Origin of the sequence: Enterococcus sp. FDAARGOS_375 (assembly GCF_002393265.1) — a bacterium.
In the GTDB taxonomy this organism is placed as follows: domain Bacteria; phylum Bacillota; class Bacilli; order Lactobacillales; family Enterococcaceae; genus Enterococcus_D; species Enterococcus_D innesii.
This window is the reverse complement of sequence record NZ_CP023515.1, coordinates 3,362,573-3,381,046: the sequence shown is the minus strand read 5'-3', so window position 1 is coordinate 3,381,046 and position 18,474 is coordinate 3,362,573. Positions and strand designations below refer to the sequence as shown.

Genomic DNA, 18,474 nt, shown 5'->3' with positions numbered 1-18,474 from the left:
ATGATGTTTCCTTTGTGGTGGACCAAGGACAAGTCGTTGGTTTATTAGGGCCCAATGGGGCTGGGAAGACGACGATCATCCGAATGATCGTTGGCTTGATGAAGCACAACACAGGATCGATTGCCATTATGGGAAATTTATTGGATTCTTCTTTTAAAACAGCGATTGCCTCAGTCGGAGCGATCGTTGAGAATCCTGAGTTTTATAATTATATGACCGGTTATGAGAATTTGATGCAGTATCAGCGTATGGCGAAGAAAAAAGGCACAGCCTCTGAGCTAGAAGCCCTGATCCGTCAGGTGCATTTAGAAGGACATATCCATCAAAAAGTCAAAACCTATTCATTAGGGATGCGTCAGCGTTTAGGTGTTGCCCAGGCATTGGTCCATCAACCAGACTTATTAGTTTTAGATGAACCGATGAATGGTCTGGATCCTAAAGGCATGCGGGAGTTTCGGGAAATGATTCTTTCTTTGCGAGCAAAAGGGGTCTCGGTTTTAGTTTCCAGTCATCAGTTAAGCGACATCGAGCAAATTGCGGATCATTTGATCGTGGTGCAAAAAGGAAAAGTCACCCATCAAGTAGCAATGGCAGAGTTGAAAGCAGAGAAAAATGTGTTGATCATCAAAACTGATGATAACTTGCAAACCGAAGCACTGTTAAAAGCTTCCTTTGAAGTCGAGGTCTTGCAGGTAGAAGACGAAATGCACGTCACGCTGCAAACAGATCAGCGTTCTGAAATCGCTGCAGCGATCGTGACGGCGGGTATCGGCTTAAAAGAACTACGGACAAAGCAATCTTCTTTAGAAGATACATTCTTGGCTTGGACCGAAGAAGGAGGTTTGTAAGCATGCTGACATTGATTAAAAATGAATGGATCAAATTAACCAAAAAGCGTTCTACTTGGATCATGCTGCTTTTATTGGTTTTAATGACGTTTGGCTTGACCTATGTTGTACGCTTAGGTAGTCCAGAAATTGGGGCCAATGATTTATTCGCTTCTTTAAGCGATATGACGTCGTTCTTAAACTTATTTGTAGTGATTGTGGCAGCTTCTTCAGTGGCGGAAGAGTTCAGTCGTGGAACGATCAAGTTCTTATTGATTCGGCCTTTTTCCAGAAGCCAAATCTTAGCAGCAAAAGCCATCAACACGTTTTTATTTGCGCTGTTAGGGACCGCTGTTTTACTCATCAGTAGTTTAGCAGCTGCCAATTTATTTTTAGCAGCTGAATCACCTTTTGCTGCTACTGGCTACAACGGGCTAGCGGCGATTCTCGTTGCCCTTGTTTTTGCGGGAACCAACTTGCTATTGATCGTCTTTTATATTGCATTGACCATCTTTATCTCCGCCGTCATTCGCTCTCAAAGCCTGGCGGTAGGCTTAGGCTTGGGTATGTTGTTTGGAAGCAGTATCATCAACTCGATCATGCTTTTTGCGCAAGAAAAATACCCATGGCTGAAGTGGAATCCATTTAATTTTATGAATATTAAAGAGCAGATACCGAGTGTATTAAATAGTCCTGACATGCAGATGACTGCCTTTGATCCGGGATTGGGCTATTGGGAAATGGCGATCGGGATCCTTGTTTACAGTGTTTTAATCTACCTTTTAACAAATTGGTTATTCAACAAAAGAGATGTCGCATTAAGTTGAGGAAACGAGTGAAAGTTTTTGGATAAATCCAGCTTTCACTCTTTCTTTTTGTGTTTTTTTCTAGTAAAATGATTCATTGAGAGTACAAGAGAAAGGAGAGTTTTCGAATGGTTAGTGTAGGAATCGTAATCGTGATCGCTGTTGTTGCAGCATTACTAGGCGCTGTCGGCGGCTTCTTTTTGGCGCGTAAATATATGCAAGATTATCTAAAGAAAAATCCTCCCGTTAATGAGGATATGCTTCGCTCGATGATGATGTCAATGGGTCAAAAACCTTCTGAGAAAAAGATTCGTCAGATGATGCAGCAAATGAAAAACCAAAAGTAGGTTTTTTTCTAAAAAGCGGGCTGATTTTATCAGCTCGCTTTTTATTGCGGCAAAACGCAGCAACTAATAAAAAATGTCCCCAGGCTACTTTTTCTATTTACGTTCTGTGAATAGCGGGGGAGCAATCGAATCCGAATCCAATGAATATTCGGAAAAATTGCAAAATTTAGGCAACAGGTCACAAAGAAATGGAGAGTGTTATGTCAATATTTAGGAAGTTAGGTTGGTTTTTTAAACAAGAAAAGAAACATTATTTGTTAGGCGTAGGCTCTTTAGTCCTAGTCGCCTTGGTACAGTTGGCACCCCCAAAAGTTATCGGGATCATCATCGATGAGATTGCGGAAAAAGAGATCTCGATGCAGACGATCTTTTTTTGGGTCATGATCTTGATTGCTTCAGCCATCGCTCAATACGTGTTCCGTTTCGTCTGGCGGACGCATATCTGGGGCAGTGCTGCTCGGCTAGAAAAAACGTTACGCAGACAGCTATTTGCACATTTTACAAGGATGGATCAGTTGTTTTATCAAAAGCATCGGACAGGTGATTTGATGGCCCATGCCACCAATGACTTGAATGCCATCCAAAATGTGGCAGGGGCGGGGATCTTAACCTTTGCCGATTCCTTCATCTCGGGAGGGGCAACCATCATTGCGATGGTTCTCTTTATCGACTGGCGGTTAACGATCATTGCTCTATTGCCGCTGCCTTTCTTAGCAGTCATGGCACGGGTTCTTGGTAGCAAATTGCATGATGCGTTTCGTGACTCGCAAGAAGCCTTTTCTTCCATCAACGACAAAGCCCAAGAAAGTATTACTGGGATGAAAGTCATCAAAACTTTTGGACAGGAAAAAGAGGACATCGCTGATTTTCAAACCAAAATCGACCATGCCATTATCAAAAACCGCAAAGTCAATTTTCTGGATGCCTTGTTTGATCCGTTTATTACGATCATCATCGGAATCTCCTATGTGCTGACGATCATCGTTGGCGGTAATTATGTTATGGACGGTACCATCTCGATCGGTCAATTGGTATCCTTCATCAGTTATATCGGTATGTTAGTTTGGCCGATGTTTGCCATCGGACGTCTGTTTAATGTGCTGGAACGAGGCAATGCTAGTTATGATCGGGTTGCCGAATTGTTGCCGGCAAAGACCCATATTATTGAAGCCAAAGATGCGGTCGATGCCCCAGCCCAAGGAACGGTGAACGTTCAAATCAATGAGTTTCACTATCAAGGAGATGATTTTGCCCTGCAAGACATCCACTTTACTTTGCCAGCGGGTCAGACACTAGGTGTCGTCGGGAAAACCGGTGCTGGAAAAACCTCTTTGATGAAGCTCTTGTTGCGAGAGTATGATTCATTTGATGGAGCGATCACCTTCGGGGGCATCGATAGCAAGCAATACTCCTTGAATGCTCTTTTGGGTTCGATTGGCTATGTTCCGCAAGATCATTTCTTGTTTTCCATGACGATTCGAGACAATATCCGCTTTGCGCAACCACGAGCTTCTCAAGCAGAAGTGGAAGCGGCTGCTGGATTAGCAGTGATCCATGAGGATATTAGTCAGTTTCCTGAAGGGTACGAAACGATGGTGGGGGAACGTGGTGTTTCTCTTTCCGGCGGACAAAAACAGCGGTTATCCATTGCCCGTGCCTTGATCACTGATCCAGAATTATTGATTTTAGATGACGCCCTTTCAGCAGTAGATGCCAAAACGGAAGAAGCTATTTTACAACAGTTACGGACCTTCCGTCAGAATAAAACAACAATCATTGCTGCTCACCGCCTAAGCAGTGTCAAGCACGCAGAAGAAATTCTGGTGATCGACAATGGGAAAATCAGTGAACGCGGGACCCATGAACAATTATTGGCTGCAAATGGCTGGTATAAAAAAATGTGGGACAAACAGCAATTAGAAGCCAAAATCGAAGGGAGTGAAGCCTAATGCAAGAATCAGAATGGAGCAAATCGATTCCCTTTAAAGAGCAAAAAAACATCATCAAACGAATGTTCCTTTTTGCCAAGCCATTTCGAAAAACCTTCTATGCAGCGATCTTTTTTGCTTTTGTGCTATCGATCGTCAATATCTTGTTGCCTTTGATCATTCAAACCTTTATGGATAATTATTTGACCAATCAAACGGCGACCCAGCAAGTCATTTATTTCTTTGCTGCGCTGTATTTCTTTGGGGTGTTGGTAAAAGCTGTGATTTGGTTTTTCCAATGGTTCCTTTATTCGATGGGTTCTTTAAAAACCTATCAATATATTCGAGCAAAATTATTTGAAAAATTGCATAGTCTTGGGATGCGCTATTTCGATCAGACACCAGCAGGGTCAATCGTTTCACGGGTCAGCAACGACACAGAAACATTGTATGAATTTTGGTATGTCTTCTTGATGGTATTGACAGGAATTTTTGCGGTGGTTTCTTCTTTTGCCGCCATGTTCCGCATCAACGTCAAAATCGCCTTATTAAACTTGATTTTTCTGCCAATCCTAATGGTAGTCATCTGGTATTATCAAAAATTCAGCTCTCGTATCTATCGTCAAATGCGGGAAAAACTGAGTCAGCTGAATACGAAATTGAATGAATCGATTTCTGGTATGCAGATCATTCAACAATTCCGCCAAGAGGCGCGGCTGAATGAAGAATTCGAAGCGACCAACGATGATTATTTGAAAACTAGATACGCCATGATCCGCACGAATGCGCTGCTATTATCACCAATCATTAGTTTGTTGTATGCCTTAGCGATCGCCTTGTCATTGACGGTCTTTGGGTTTGATGCTTTAGAATCGCCCATTGAAGTCGGGTTGATTTTCGCCTTTACGACCTATATTCAAGGATTTTTTAATCCCATGACACAGATGATGGATTTTCTCAGCGTCTTTACTGATGGGATGGTCGCCGGCAGCCGTATTTTGAAGATTATGGATAATGAAGAATATACGCCGCAGCAAAACCCCAATGCCAGTCAAACCATCACCAAAGGAAAAATCGAATTTCGCGATGTCAGTTTTTCCTATGATGGAAAAAACAACGTATTGAATCATATTTCTTTCATCGCCTATCCAGGTGAGACCGTGGCTTTAGTCGGTCACACAGGAAGTGGCAAGAGCTCGATCATCAATGTGCTGATGCGTTTTTACGAATTCGGGGAAGGGCAAATTTTGATCGACGATCAAGATATCCGCGACTTTACGATGGAAGAGCTTCGGAAAAAAGTCGGACTCGTATTACAAGATGCCTTCATGTTTTATGGGGACATTGCTGACAATATCCGCTTATTAAATCAGGATATTGATGAGGAACAGATTGAAGCAGCAGCAAAATTTGTTCAAGCAGATGCTTTCATTCAAAAACTACCTGGTAAATACCACGCCAAAGTGATTGAGCGGGGTGCCAGTTATTCAAGCGGTCAGCGACAATTGATCTCCTTTGCCCGCACGATGGTGACCGATCCGAAAGTTCTGGTCTTGGATGAGGCGACTGCAAATATTGATACTGAAACAGAAGGACTGATCCAAGAAGGGTTGGCCAATATGCGTCAAGGGCGAACCACGATCGCGATCGCCCATCGGTTGTCTACCATCCGCGATGCCGAGTTGATTTTGGTGCTTGATAAAGGCTCGATCGTCGAACGAGGCACCCACGATGAACTTTTGGCTCAAAAAGGGTTGTATGCCGATATGTATCGTTTGCAGGCAAGTGAAGTTTAATAGTTTTATTAGTAAAGCTAACCTTAAAGACTTTTGTTTTTAAGGTTTTTTTGTATGAAAAAAGAAGGAAGGGATGAATATAAAAATAACGAACAACGATTGACAGCGCTTTCTACCTTTGCTATGATAAAGATAATAAAACTGGTTCTAATGGATAGTGATTGTTGATTTTTAACAAGCTAAACCTGATGAAGCTGCGGTATTTGCGCTGCTTTCATGAGGTTTTTTCTGTGTTGACTGTTGGCTCAGCAATAAAGATAAGCAATGAACCATATCCGCAATGATAAAGTAAGTGGGGGTAGGACATGAAAATCAGTAAAGTGTTAAACAATAATGTTGTGATCACTACCGATCAAAGTCAAAACGAGATTATTGTTATGGGGCGGGGGATTGCATTTAAGAAAAAAGTGGGGGATGACATTTCTTCAGAAGCGATCGATAAAGTGTATCGCTTAGAAAATCAGACGATCTTATCTCAATTTCAAGAGCTGCTTGCTGACTTACCACTGGAATATCTTGAATTATCCAATGAGATCATTGAGTATGCTCGGCGAGAATTGTCTTCCCCAATCAATGATTCCATTTACATCTCGTTGACGGATCACATGCACTGTGCCATTGAACGATCAAAAAAAGGAATGACGGTCAAAAATGTCTTATTGTGGGATATCAAGCGTTTTTTCCCCGATGAGTACCAAATAGGCTGCAAAACAGTAGAGAAAATCAAAGAACATTACGGGATTCAGCTGCCAGATGACGAAGCTGGCTTTATTGCTCTGCATCTCGTCAATGCGCAAACTGAGAATGGTGACCAAGGCAATATTGCTGAACTAACCCAAACAATGCAAGACATCATAAACATTGTTAAATATTTTTTCAAAACAACCTTTGATGAAGAGTCCGTTTATTTTTATCGCTTCACTACGCATTTGAAATTTTTTGTCTCAAGAATGCAAAACCATACCCCTCATGCGGATGAAACCGATGAAGATCTTTTGGCTATGGTCAAAGTGAAGTATCGAAATGCGTATCAATGCGTACAAAAAATCGCTGAACTATTAGAAAATCAGTATCAGTATCAAATGTCCAGTGACGAAAGTTTGTATTTAACGATTCATATTGCCAGACTTGTGCAAAAGAATCGTTGATTGAAAAAAAACAAGAAAGGAGAAGGATTTTTTGATTCATGAGAAGGTGTCAAAAAAGAAAAGTTTCTTCGCAATGATTCTTATCAAACGTCAGCTTCAAGACATCTGACCATGCAGCAAGAAATCAAAAAAAGAAAACATTTTGGATAGTGACATTCAGTTGGCTAAACCTTCAATACAAAAAAATTGGAGGAATCAAAAATGGGAAAATATCGTGAATTAGCAGAAAAAATTGTCGCAAATGTCGGTGGAAAAGAGAACATCAATAGCTTGACGCATTGTATCACACGCCTGCGTTTTAAATTAAAGGATGAAGGCGTCGCAAATGATGAAGTCTTAAAGAACATGGATGGGGTAGTGACGGTCATGAAGAGTGGCGGTCAATACCAGGTGGTTATCGGAAACCATGTGCCAGATGTCTATGCAGAAGTGATCGATGTTGCAGGAATCAGTGGTGATGCTGAAGAAGAAAGTTCTGGTGGGAATATATTCAATCGTCTGATTGACATCCTCAGTGGATGTTTTCAGCCTTTCTTAGGTGCGTTAGCAGCTGCTGGTATGATCAAAGGATTTAATGCATTATTAGTCTTTTTAGGCACACAAGGTTGGTTCAATTATACAGCAGAATCAGGAACATATGTGATGTTGAATGCGATCGGTGACGCAATATTTATGTTCATGCCTGTGATTTTAGGTTATACTTCTGCAAAAAAATTCCGTTTGAATCCAATGGTCGGTATCGTTATTGGAGCTGCATTATGCTACCCAACGATTCAAGGCACTGCACTACAAACAGCGTTTACTGCAGTTTCCGGAGAAGGGGCAGCAGCACCCTATAGCTTACTTGGACAATCAGCCTACCAAACTTTCTTAGGTATTCCATGGGTGGGCGCAACCTATACAAGTAGTGTCGTACCAGTTATTTTCATTATTGCATTTGCTGCACAGATTCAGAAGCTTGCAAGAAAGGTGATTCCAAGCGTAGTACAAACTTTCCTAGTGCCATTTTTTGTTTTGCTGATTGCTTTACCTGTTGGGTTCTTGATTATTGGTCCAATAATCAGCGTGTTGACAGATTTATTGAGTGCTGGATTCCAAGCACTAATGGACTTCTCGCCAGCAATCTATGGTCTCATTCTAGGATTCTTCTGGCAAGTCTTGGTTATTTTCGGCTTACATTGGTCAGTTGTTCCACTAGCGATTATGCAAGTTACTCAACAAGGATTCAGTCAAGTGTTGACAGGTTCATTTGGAGCTAGTTTTGCTCAAACAGCTGTTGTCGTTGCAATGTATTTCAAATTAAGAGACAAAAAGATGAAAGCATTGTGCCCTCCAGCAATCATTTCTGGTATTTTTGGTGTAACTGAACCAGCAATTTATGGAATCACTCTTCCTAAAAAAACACCTTTCATTTATTCCATGATCGGTGGGGCTGTTGGGGGTCTGTTCTTGATGGTCAATGGTGTAACAGGATACACAATGGGCGGACTTGGTATTTTCGGAATTTTTAATTTCATCACACCGGATGGAGATGCGAGTGGCATGTGGACTTCTCTGATTGCAATTGCCATTTCGGCAGCGATTGGCTTTGGTTTGACGATGGCTTTCTGGAAAGATGATGCAGTGGAAGAAGAAATTGCAGAAGGACAACCAGCGATGACCGTTCGGAAAGAAGTGATCACTTCTCCAGTGGAAGGAACCATCGCACCATTGAGCAGCGCAAAAGATGAAGCCTTTGCTCAAGGAGTGCTAGGAAAAGGAATCTTGATCCACCCTTCAAAAGGTGAAGTTGTGGCTCCTTTTGATGGCACAGTAATGACCTTGTTCCCAACGAAACATGCCATTGGATTGATTTCTGATAACGGCTTAGAGCTATTGATTCATATTGGTTTGGATACGGTTCAGTTAAATGGCGAATTCTTTGAAGCGCATGTGAAGCAAGGAGATAAAGTCACTCGTGGGCAAAAACTGATCAGCTTTGATAAAGATGCATTGATCAAAGCTGGATTCAATATTGAGACGCCAGTATTAGTTACCAACTCCGCCGATTATTTGGATATCATCGAGTCTGACAAACGAGAAGTTGGCTGTTCCGATGATTTGATCACGGCTTTAGTTTAGAAAATGTTTACCTACAAAACAGCTATATAGAGATAAAAGCGATCGGTCGTGAAGGCGCGATCGCTTTTTGATATTCATTTAATTGGGAAACAGTGAGTCTTTATAATGAAGATTTTTATCGTAGGTTGGTTCAGCAATAATCGTTGATGATGTAGGGCGCTTGTCGTAAGCCATCCCAATATCGATCAAATGCTGCAGATTTTTCTCGTAATGCTCCGAAAAAACGACTGCATACAACAAATCCAGCAAGTAGCAAACCGATGTATTGATCGTAAAGTTGGCGATCTTTGAGTAGAGCCTTTCTCTTGTCGTGATATTCAAAACACAATTACTTAATTTTGCCAAGGAGTTCTCCCCGATACTCGTCATGCCAATGATGGAAACCTGCCGTTCGGCAAGGATCTTCCCAATTTCTTTGACCATTTTATTTTCGCCAGTATAAGAGATCAAAATCGCAGTCGTATCGGAGGTACAGTTGGAAGCCTCATAGGCACTTTCGCCGAAGGTATCGCAGACGTGGATGTTTTTTCCTAAACGTCGCATCTTCAAAACAAAGTCTTGAGAAATCAATGTATTGGCATTGCTGGCGAAGATCTTGATATGGTTGGCATTGAGCAACGATTGTTTCGCTTTTTGTAATTCATCATGATGGATCAAGGAAAGTGTATCTTCAATCGTTGTTTGTTCAAGTTTTGCCAACTTTTTGGCGATGGTCATAATGCCGTCATGGGAGGAAAAAGGAAAGTTCGCATCCACATCGGTAAAATGGCTGCTCATATAAGTTTGCTCTTCCACAAAGGCCGTTTTTAAATCGAGCCAACCATTGAAGCCTAATTTTTTGGCGATCCGAATAAAAGTAGAAGGATGAACGTAGGTTTTTTCTGACAATTCCTTGATGGTTTGATCCGCCATCGCAGTCGGGTTGTCTAATAAATAATCGATCAACGATCGTTCCGCGGGTGCTAGTTTGATTTGGCGCATTTTTTCTTGTAGCAACATGGTATGTAGACTCCTTTTTACATTTTTTTGTTATAATTTGTAAATGGTTTTTACAGAATTTCTTCTTTATTAAGTACCTGGTTAATCGTTTATATACTAATTATTCCTTATTTTATGCTCTTTGTAAATCTTTTTTACAAAACACCTGCTAGAAGAAGCGAGATTTGCAAACGCTTTTTCTAAATAAGCTATTTACATTGAATCAAATGTTTTTATGAATGATAATAAGAATGTAAATAAAATAGCAAAGGAGCAATACAATGACAAAAGGAATTAAAATTGCAACCATTGGTGGCGGCAGCAGCTATACCCCGGAGTTAATGGAAGGCTTTATCAAACGCTATGAAGAATTGCCGATTCGTGAAATTTGGCTAGCAGATATCGAAGCAGGAAAAGAGAAATTAGAAATCGTAGGTGCGATGGCACAACGAATGTGGGACGCCACGCCTTATGATGTAAAAATCCACATGACATTGGATCGAGAAGAAGCGCTAAAGGATGCCGATTTCGTTACGACTCAATTCCGAGTAGGGTTGTTGAATGCCCGCATCAAAGATGAACGAATTCCTGCCTATTACGGCATGATTGGTCAAGAAACCAATGGCCCTGGGGGAATGTTCAAAGCGTTCCGTACGGTACCGATCATTCTTGAAATTGTTGAAGACATGAAACGTTTATGTCCGGATGCTTGGTTGATCAATTTTGCGAATCCAAGCGGCATGGTGACAGAAGCAATCGTGCGTTACGGAAAATGGGACAAAGTCATCGGGTTGTGTAATGTGCCAGTCATGGCAACCATGATTGAGCCAGCCTTAATTGGCAAAGAACCGGATGAATTGATTTACAAATTTGCAGGATTGAACCACTTCCACTGGCACAAAGTTGCTGATTCACACGGCAACGATGTAACGATGGACATTATTGATAAAATGTATGAAGAAGACAATGGCTTACCGAAGAATATCTTTGATGTACCATTTTACAAAGAACAGCTGGAACAAATGAAGATGATCCCTTGTGGGTATCACCGTTACTACTATCGTCAAGAAGAAATGTTGAATCATGCGATCGAAGAATACAAGACTGTCGGTACGCGCGCGCAACAAGTAAAACAAACCGAAGCCGAATTGTTTGAGTTGTACAAAGATCCTGAATTGGATCATAAACCTGAACAGCTGCAAAAACGTGGGGGTGCTTACTACTCAGATGCAGCGTGTGAAACGATTGCTTCCATTTATGCTAATAAAAATACCCAAATCGTCGTTTCAACCAAAAATGAAGGCGCCGTGCCTGATCTACCTGCCGATTGCGTAGTTGAAGTGACCGCTTACGTTGGTGGACAAGGCGCGAGAAATGTTGCCTTTGGTGAGTTACCAACAGCTGAAAAAGGTTGGTTACAGGTAATGAAAGCAATGGAATTATTGACGATCGAAGCCGCTGTGACTGGGGATTACAATATCGCATTACAAGCATTCACCATCAACCCACTGGTTCCATCAGGGGATACGGCAAAACGTGTCATGGACGAACTGTTTATTGCCCACAAAGATCACTTGCCGAAATTTAAGGAAACGATCGCACGTCTTGAAAAAGAAGGCGTCGAAGTACAAGATGAAGTAGCCCGCGAACTTGATCGCGAACTCGTTAAATAAAGAGAAAGTAGGAAAGAAACATGGCATTTAGAAAAGACTTTTTATGGGGCGGCGCAACAGCTGCCAATCAATGTGAAGGAGGCTACCAAGAAGGCGGACGCGGCTTAGCAAACGTAGACGTGGTACCGATCGGCAAAGATCGTTTTCCAGTGATTACTGGTCAAATGAAAATGTTTGATTTTGATGACGAACATTTCTACCCAGCAAAAGAAGCGATCGATATGTATCATCGCTACAAAGAAGACATCGCATTATTTGGCGAAATGGGCTTTAAAACCTACCGCTTGTCGATCGCTTGGAGTCGGATTTTCCCTAAAGGGGATGAAACAGAACCAAATGAAGACGGCTTGAAATTCTATGAAGATCTTTTCAAAGAATGCCACAAATACGGGATCGAACCGTTAGTAACGATCACTCACTTTGATTGTCCGATGCATTTAGTTGAAAAATACGGGGCATGGCGTTCTCGTGAATTAGTCGGATTCTATGAAAACTTGTGTAACGTGATTTTCAACCGCTACAAAGGATTAGTAAAATACTGGTTGACCTTTAACGAGATCAACATGATTCTACATGCGCCATTTATGGGAGCAGGTTTGTACTTTGAAGAAGGCGATAACGTTGAGCAAGTGAAATACCAAGCGGCTCACCATGAGCTGTTGGCCTCTGCGATCGCAACGAAAATCGCTCATGAAGTCGATCCTGAGAACAAAGTAGGTTGTATGTTAGCTGCTGGCGCATACTATCCATATACAAGCAAACCAGAAGATGTCTGGGAATCTCGCAAAGCAGATCGCGAAAACTATTTCTTTATTGATGTTCAATCACGTGGGGAATATCCACAATATGCGCTGAAAGAAATGGAACGCAATGGGATCGAAATCAAAATGGAAGAAGGCGACCTTGAGCTGTTGAAAGCTCATACCGTTGACTTTATTTCTTTCTCTTACTATTCTTCCCGCGTATCAACAACGGACGCTGAATTGTTAGAACAAACGGCTGGCAATATTTTTGCCTCTGTGAAAAACCCATACTTGGAAGCAAGTGAGTGGGGGTGGCAAATTGATCCACTTGGTTTGCGGATCACGATGAATGACATTTATGATCGCTACCAAAAACCATTGTTCATCGTTGAAAACGGCTTAGGAGCTGTCGATACACCGGATGCAGATGGTTATGTGGAAGATGACTATCGAATCCAATATTTGGCAGAGCATATCCAAGCAATGAAAGATGCGGTTGAACAAGATGGTGTCGATTTATTGGGCTACACCACATGGGGTTGTATCGATTTAGTTTCAGCTGGAACCGGTGAAATGAAAAAACGCTATGGTTTCATTTATGTGGACCGTGACAATGAAGGAAACGGCACCTTGAAACGAACAAAGAAAAAATCATTTGATTGGTACAAACAAGTGATTGCTTCAAACGGTGAAGATTTGTCGAATAACTAATCAAAAGAAGCTGCCGATGATCTCTTTAGATTCTCTAAGAGATCATCGGCAGTTTTTTAAAGTCTTTTTAAAAACTTTTGTAACGAACAGCTTCTTTAAGAAGAAATGGAGGTTCAAATATTTTTGATAACCGACAATGAGAGTGTTGTAAAATGTTTGCGTTGCAGCAATTACAAAAAGGCGACCTTAAGGATGAAATATTTTGCCCTTAAGGTCGCCTTTATCAATTTTTTAAAGAACTTTTTCAATTTCAGGAATCATTTTTTGAGGATTGGTTTGTGGAGCAAAACGCTCAACGACTCTGCCTTGGCGATCCACCAAAAATTTCGTGAAATTCCATTTAATGGCTTTGCCTAGCGTGCCCGGTGCTTCTTCTTCCAAATAGCGAAACAAGGGATCCGCGTCTTTGCCATTGATCACCGTTAACTTGTGCATCGGAAAATCAACACCATAGGTGGTTCGGCAAGCGGCTGCGGCTTCTTCGGCTGAACCGACTTCTTGTTTGAACTGGTCAGAAGGAAATCCTAAAACGACCAACCCTTGGTCTTTATAGGTTTCATAAAGACCTTGTAATTCTTTGAACTGCGGGCTCAAACCGCACTTCGTAGCTGTATTGACAATCACTAGCGGTTGACCTTCGTATTTTGCTAGCGAATACGTTTCGCCGTTTTCTAATGTTGCTTGGTAGTCATAGATTGACATAGCAAACGCTCCTTTTAATGTAAATCATAGTCGATAGCTTCTGAGACAAGTATAGAGCAAAGTCTTCAAAAAAACCAAGCAAACTTCTTGGGGTATCTTATTTTTTATGGAAAATAAAAAGTCCAGCAGTCACCGAGACCGCTGGACTTTAATTATGCTTCTGGTAAGACTTCTGGTTCGGCTTCTTGGGGATGAACGACAGACTTGGTTTTCCAGACACCAGAATGCCAGCGATAGATCATTAAGACACTGCGGAGTGCTTCGTCAATGGCATAAGCGATCCAAACGCCGATCAAACCGAATTTAAAGACGATCGCCAATGAGTAAGAAAACGGTAAGCTGATGACCCATAGAACAACCAGACTGCAGATCAATGGGAACTTCACGTCGCCACTTGCATTCAAAGAACCCACAAGGATCATATTGACTGCACGAGCTGTTTCTAAGACGATCTCTACCAAAAAGACACCTTTAGCAATCTCGATCACTTCCGCGTTGGAGGTAAAGATTCCCATGATTGGCTCAATAAACAAGTAAGTCAATAGACAGATCGTCACTGAGGCAATGATCCCGATCACCATCGTGCGCATGCCTCGCTGATGCGCGCGATCGAATTCTCCAGCACCGACATTGCGGCCAATCATGATTTGATTCCCTTGACTTAATGCGGAGGCAATCAAATAAACAAATTGGGTGATAGCTGTTACGTAAGATTTCGCAATCAAGACACTTGCACCAAGTTGAGCCACGATCATCGTCACCACGACTTGCGCACCTTGATAGGAAAGAGACTCACCAGAAGAAGGCAATCCGTAAGTCAAAATGTTTTTCATCACACCCCAAGAGACGTTCGAAAAACGGGCAGACAAAACAGAAAAATTCACGTGCTTCTTCAGTAATATTGCGGCAATTACTAAACCGATCGAATTACCAAAGACGCTAGAAAATGCCAATCCAGTCACACCGAAATTCGGCAATCCGAAGGGGCTGTATAAGACAAAATAATTCCCAATCACGGCTAGAATACTAGCAAACATCGGTACCAATAACGCTGGTTTTGTGAAACTGTGGCTACGCATAACAGCAATTATGACCGCCGTGATCGAGGAAAGGAACAGACTTCCGCCATATACTTGTAAGTACCCATGCCCGAGGGCAACTAATTCAGCATCCAGTCCCATGAAACGCAAGAGATAGGTTGAGCCAAAAAGGAACATTAAGCTGATTAAAATTCCAATGAATAATGAGCCAAAAAGAGCGGTATTGATGACTTTCGGGATCTGGTCCCGTTTTTTTGCACCAATTAATTGGGCAATAATGATCTGAGTACCTACGGTGATGAAACCGTAAATAAAGACCGTTAAATTTAACAGTTGATTGGCGGCACTGACAGCCGCTACTGCTGGCTCGGAGTAATGAGAAATCATCCAAACGTTGATATTCCCAATAACGACCCGCAAAAATAGCTCAACAAAAATCGGCCAGCTGAGGAAAAGCAGTTCGCGATCTGATTTTCCTAAAAGTTTTTTCTTATTCAATTGTAAGGACTCCTTATTTTCTATATAATAGACGTATCGTGAAAATTTTACAAAAATTGAAAAGAAAGTCAATGTAATTTTCAAAAGTAAAAGCAGGAATATCTTATTATTTTTTGTAAGCAGATGAGTTGAAAGAATTTGCTTTTGAAAGTAAAGTATGGGTAGTCCAAATTGGAGGGAAATATATGTATGATGTAATTATCATCGGCGCAGGCCCTGCGGGGATGACAGCAGCGCTTTATGCGTCAAGATCGAATTTATCAGTACTAATGATTGAACGAGGAGCACCTGGCGGACAAATGAACAATACGGCTGAGGTTGAAAACTATCCTGGCTTCGAATCAATATTAGGCCCTGAACTAGCATTTAAAATGTATGAAGGTGCCATTAAATTTGGTGTTGAAAATGCCTATGGGATCGTTCAAAGCATCACGGATCAAGGTGAGTTCAAAGAAGTTGCCACCGAAGACAAAACCTATCAAGGGAAAACAGTCATCATTGCCACAGGATGTGTACATAGAAAGTTAGGCGTCAAAGGCGAAGAAGAATTCGCAGGACGCGGAGTTTCATACTGTGCGGTTTGTGACGGTGCCTTTTTCCGTAACAAACGCTTGATCGTTGTTGGTGGAGGCGACTCAGCAGTCGAAGAAGCTATCTACTTAACGCAATTTGCTTCTGAAGTAACGATCGTTCACCGTCGTGACGAATTACGAGCACAAAAAATTATCCAAGACCGCGCATTTGCCAACGAGAAAATCTCTTTTATTTGGGATTCTGTTGTGGAAGAAATCAAAGGCAATGAGATGGTCGTAACTGGCGTGCAAATCAGAAACGTAAAAACGGATGAAGTGACAGAAGAAGCTGCTGGCGGTGTCTTTATCTATGTTGGTTTAGATCCGTTGACAGAACCATTCAAAGCTAGCGGTATCACGAATGATGCTGGCTGGATCTTGACAAATGATCAGATGGAAACTTCAATTCCTGGTGTTTACGCGATTGGCGATGTTCGTGAAAAAGGCTTGCGTCAAATCACAACGGCAGTCGGCGATGGCAGTATTGCTGGTCAACAAGTGTTTGATTTTATTGAAACACAAAAGGATGCTCAATTAACAAAATAATCTAATGGAATTAGCTGTTATTTTTAAAGTGTCAATCACTTTTGATAGCAGCTTTTTTTATTTTTCGTTGGTTATTCTTTGAGAAATCTGTAAGTAGTGTTATACTAATTTTAGAGCATTTTAACGGAAAAAGGAGAGGTTATTTTATGGCATGGGAACAAACATTTAATCAATGGAAAAACAGTGAACACTTAGATCCACAATTAAAAGAACAATTGACCGCATTAGAAGCAGATCCTGCGATGTTAGAAGACGCTTTTTATATGCCTTTGGAATTTGGGACTGCTGGCATGCGAGGGATTTTAGGACCTGGTATCAATCGGATGAACATTTATACGATTCGTCAAGCAACGGAAGGCTTGGCCCGCTTTATGGATACACAAGATCCCGAAACAAGACGTCGTGGCGTAGCGATTGCCTATGATTCCCGTCATTTTTCACCTGAGTTCGCGATGGAAGCAGCAAAAACATTGGCAAAACATGATATTCCAGCCTTTGTCTTTGAAAGCTTACGTCCGACGCCAGAATTATCTTTTGCTGTGCGTTACTTAAAAACCTTTACTGGAATCATGATCACTGCTTCTCACAATCCAGCCGAATACAATGGCTACAAAGTATATGGGGAAGATGGTGGGCAAATGCCACCAGCAGATGCGGATGCATTGACAAAATTTGTTCGGGAAATTGAAAATCCGTTGGAGATCCCTGTATTAAGTGAAGAAGAAGCCAAAAACAGCGGCTTGATCTCTATTATTGGCGAAGAAATCGATACTGCCTATCTGAAAGAAATCAAAGAAGTCACGATCGATCAAGAGTTGATCGATACGGTGGGCAAAGATTTGAAACTTGTCTATACACCACTTCACGGAACAGGGCGGATGCTTGGCGAGAAAGCGTTGAAACAAGCTGGTTTCCAACAATTCATTATTGAACCCTCTCAAGCGGTTGCTGATCCAAACTTCAGCACAGTAAAATCACCGAATCCAGAAGAGCACTCTGCCTTTGAATATGCGATTGCTTTAGGAGAAAAAGAAGGTGCTGACCTATTGATCGCAACAGATCCAGATGCCGATCGCTTAGGGGCTGCAGTAAGAATGCCAGATGGCAACTACCAAGTCTTGACAGGTAACCAGTTAGGTGCATTGATGATCCGTTACATTTTAGAAGCCCATAAAACAGCTGGAACATTGCCAGAAAATACAGCAGTCTTAAAATCGATCGTTTCTAGTGAATTGCCAACAGCGATCGCTAAATCCTACGATGTTGATATGATCAATGTTTTAACTGGCTTTAAATTTATTGCCGAAAAAATCCAACAATTTGAAACAGACCATTCTCAAACTTTCATGTTTGGCTTTGAAGAAAGCTATGGCTACTTAGTTAAACCATTCGTACGGGACAAGGACGCGATCCAAGCGCTCGTTTTATTAGCAGAAGTGGCTGCTTTTTACAAACAATCAGACAAAACATTGTATGATGGTCTGCAAGATATTTTTGAAGAGTACGGCTACTATGCAGAAAAAACGATTTCTGTAACGATGAGCGGCATGGAAGGGGCAACTAAGATTGCTGCCTTGATGAATACTTTCCGTGAAAAAGCACCTTCTGTCTTCGCAGGAACCCCTGTCGTGCAAACAGAAGACTTTAAATTGTTGACTCGTGTGGGCTTAGATGGTCACCAACAAAAAATGACCACACCGCCTTCTGATGTTTTGAAATACACCTTGGAAGATGAAAGCTGGATTGCTGTTCGTCCTTCTGGGACCGAACCAAAAATCAAGTTTTATATTGGTGTAAAAGGCGAAACGGCAGAAGCAGCAGAACAAAAAATTGCTGATCTGCAAGCAGCGATCGAAGAAATCACAGGTGAATAAAGTCATCTGATGTCTTCATAATCAAAAAAATTGCAATTGACTGAATGATCCGAGTGGTAGAAAAAGAAGCGTTCGCTTCCCTCAGCAAACAGGTGTTGAGGGACCGAAGCTTCTAAAGGGAATTTTCTGACGCTTGGATCTATTCTTGTCTTTTAGCTCGTTTC

General features: G+C 41.6%; 13 protein-coding genes and 1 pseudogene. 11 read left to right on the top strand and 3 right to left on the bottom strand.

Annotation, left to right across the window (positions count from 1 at the left end; all coding sequences use genetic code 11):
- Positions 1-54 precede the first annotated feature (54 nt).
- The 7 genes and pseudogenes from CO692_RS17470 to CO692_RS17440 all read left to right on the top strand — a co-directional run.
- Positions 55-804 (top strand): annotated as a pseudogene (locus CO692_RS17470) (ABC transporter ATP-binding protein); the annotation flags it as partial.
- A gap of 46 nt (positions 805-850) precedes the next feature.
- On the top strand, positions 851-1,654 hold the full coding sequence (locus CO692_RS17465; RefSeq protein WP_005225815.1) for an ABC transporter permease: 804 nt from the start codon (positions 851-853) through the stop codon (positions 1,652-1,654).
- A 107-nt stretch (positions 1,655-1,761) separates the two neighbouring features.
- A complete protein-coding gene (locus CO692_RS17460; RefSeq protein WP_005235432.1) occupies positions 1,762-1,980 on the top strand; it encodes a YneF family protein in 219 nt (72 codons plus the stop codon).
- Between the two features lie 200 nt (positions 1,981-2,180).
- Positions 2,181-3,929: an ABC transporter ATP-binding protein gene (locus tag CO692_RS17455; protein WP_096742846.1), complete on the top strand. Its 1,749-nt coding sequence runs from the start codon at positions 2,181-2,183 to the stop codon at positions 3,927-3,929.
- Positions 3,929-5,704 carry an ABC transporter ATP-binding protein gene (locus CO692_RS17450; protein WP_096742845.1) on the top strand — a complete coding sequence of 592 codons (1,776 nt, stop codon included), beginning with the start codon at positions 3,929-3,931 and terminating at the stop codon, positions 5,702-5,704. Before CO692_RS17455 ends, CO692_RS17450 begins: the two co-directional genes overlap by 1 nt.
- Before the next feature lie 305 nt (positions 5,705-6,009).
- The gene (gene licT / locus CO692_RS17445; RefSeq protein ID WP_081118096.1) at positions 6,010-6,852 is read left to right on the top strand and encodes a BglG family transcription antiterminator LicT; all 843 of its coding nucleotides are present in this window, start codon (positions 6,010-6,012) and stop codon (positions 6,850-6,852) included.
- A 201-nt stretch (positions 6,853-7,053) separates the two neighbouring features.
- Positions 7,054-8,973 (top strand): beta-glucoside-specific PTS transporter subunit IIABC, encoded by a 1,920-nt coding sequence (locus CO692_RS17440; RefSeq protein ID WP_096742844.1) that lies wholly within the window; start codon positions 7,054-7,056, stop codon positions 8,971-8,973.
- A 78-nt stretch (positions 8,974-9,051) separates the two neighbouring features.
- On the opposite strand, the gene CO692_RS17435 is transcribed toward CO692_RS17440, so the two are convergent.
- Entirely contained in the window at positions 9,052-9,972 is a 921-nt protein-coding gene (locus CO692_RS17435; protein WP_096742843.1) for a MurR/RpiR family transcriptional regulator, read from the bottom strand.
- Positions 9,973-10,232: 260 nt separating this feature from the next.
- On the opposite strand from CO692_RS17435, the gene CO692_RS17425 reads away from it, so the two are divergent.
- Positions 10,233-11,624 (top strand): 6-phospho-beta-glucosidase, encoded by a 1,392-nt coding sequence (locus CO692_RS17425; RefSeq protein ID WP_096742842.1) that lies wholly within the window; start codon positions 10,233-10,235, stop codon positions 11,622-11,624.
- 20 nt (positions 11,625-11,644) lie between these two features.
- Complete coding sequence (locus tag CO692_RS17420) at positions 11,645-13,078, top strand: 6-phospho-beta-glucosidase (RefSeq protein ID WP_008378424.1); 1,434 nt, start codon at positions 11,645-11,647, stop codon at positions 13,076-13,078.
- Between the two features lie 231 nt (positions 13,079-13,309).
- On the opposite strand, the gene CO692_RS17415 is transcribed toward CO692_RS17420, so the two are convergent.
- Together CO692_RS17415 and CO692_RS17410 are read right to left on the bottom strand one after the other, a co-directional pair.
- On the bottom strand, positions 13,310-13,780 hold the full coding sequence (locus CO692_RS17415) for a glutathione peroxidase (protein WP_077454296.1): 471 nt from the start codon (positions 13,778-13,780) through the stop codon (positions 13,310-13,312).
- Positions 13,781-13,932: 152 nt separating this feature from the next.
- Positions 13,933-15,318: an MATE family efflux transporter gene (locus tag CO692_RS17410; RefSeq protein WP_096742841.1), complete on the bottom strand. Its 1,386-nt coding sequence runs from the start codon at positions 15,316-15,318 to the stop codon at positions 13,933-13,935.
- 185 nt (positions 15,319-15,503) lie between these two features.
- On the opposite strand from CO692_RS17410, the gene trxB reads away from it, so the two are divergent.
- Positions 15,504-16,436 (top strand): thioredoxin-disulfide reductase, encoded by a 933-nt coding sequence (gene trxB, locus CO692_RS17405; protein WP_015509534.1) that lies wholly within the window; start codon positions 15,504-15,506, stop codon positions 16,434-16,436.
- Between the two features lie 146 nt (positions 16,437-16,582).
- Positions 16,583-18,310, top strand: coding sequence for a phospho-sugar mutase (locus tag CO692_RS17400; RefSeq protein ID WP_096742840.1), 1,728 nt, complete (start codon positions 16,583-16,585; stop codon positions 18,308-18,310).
- The last annotated feature ends 164 nt before the right edge of the window (positions 18,311-18,474 follow it).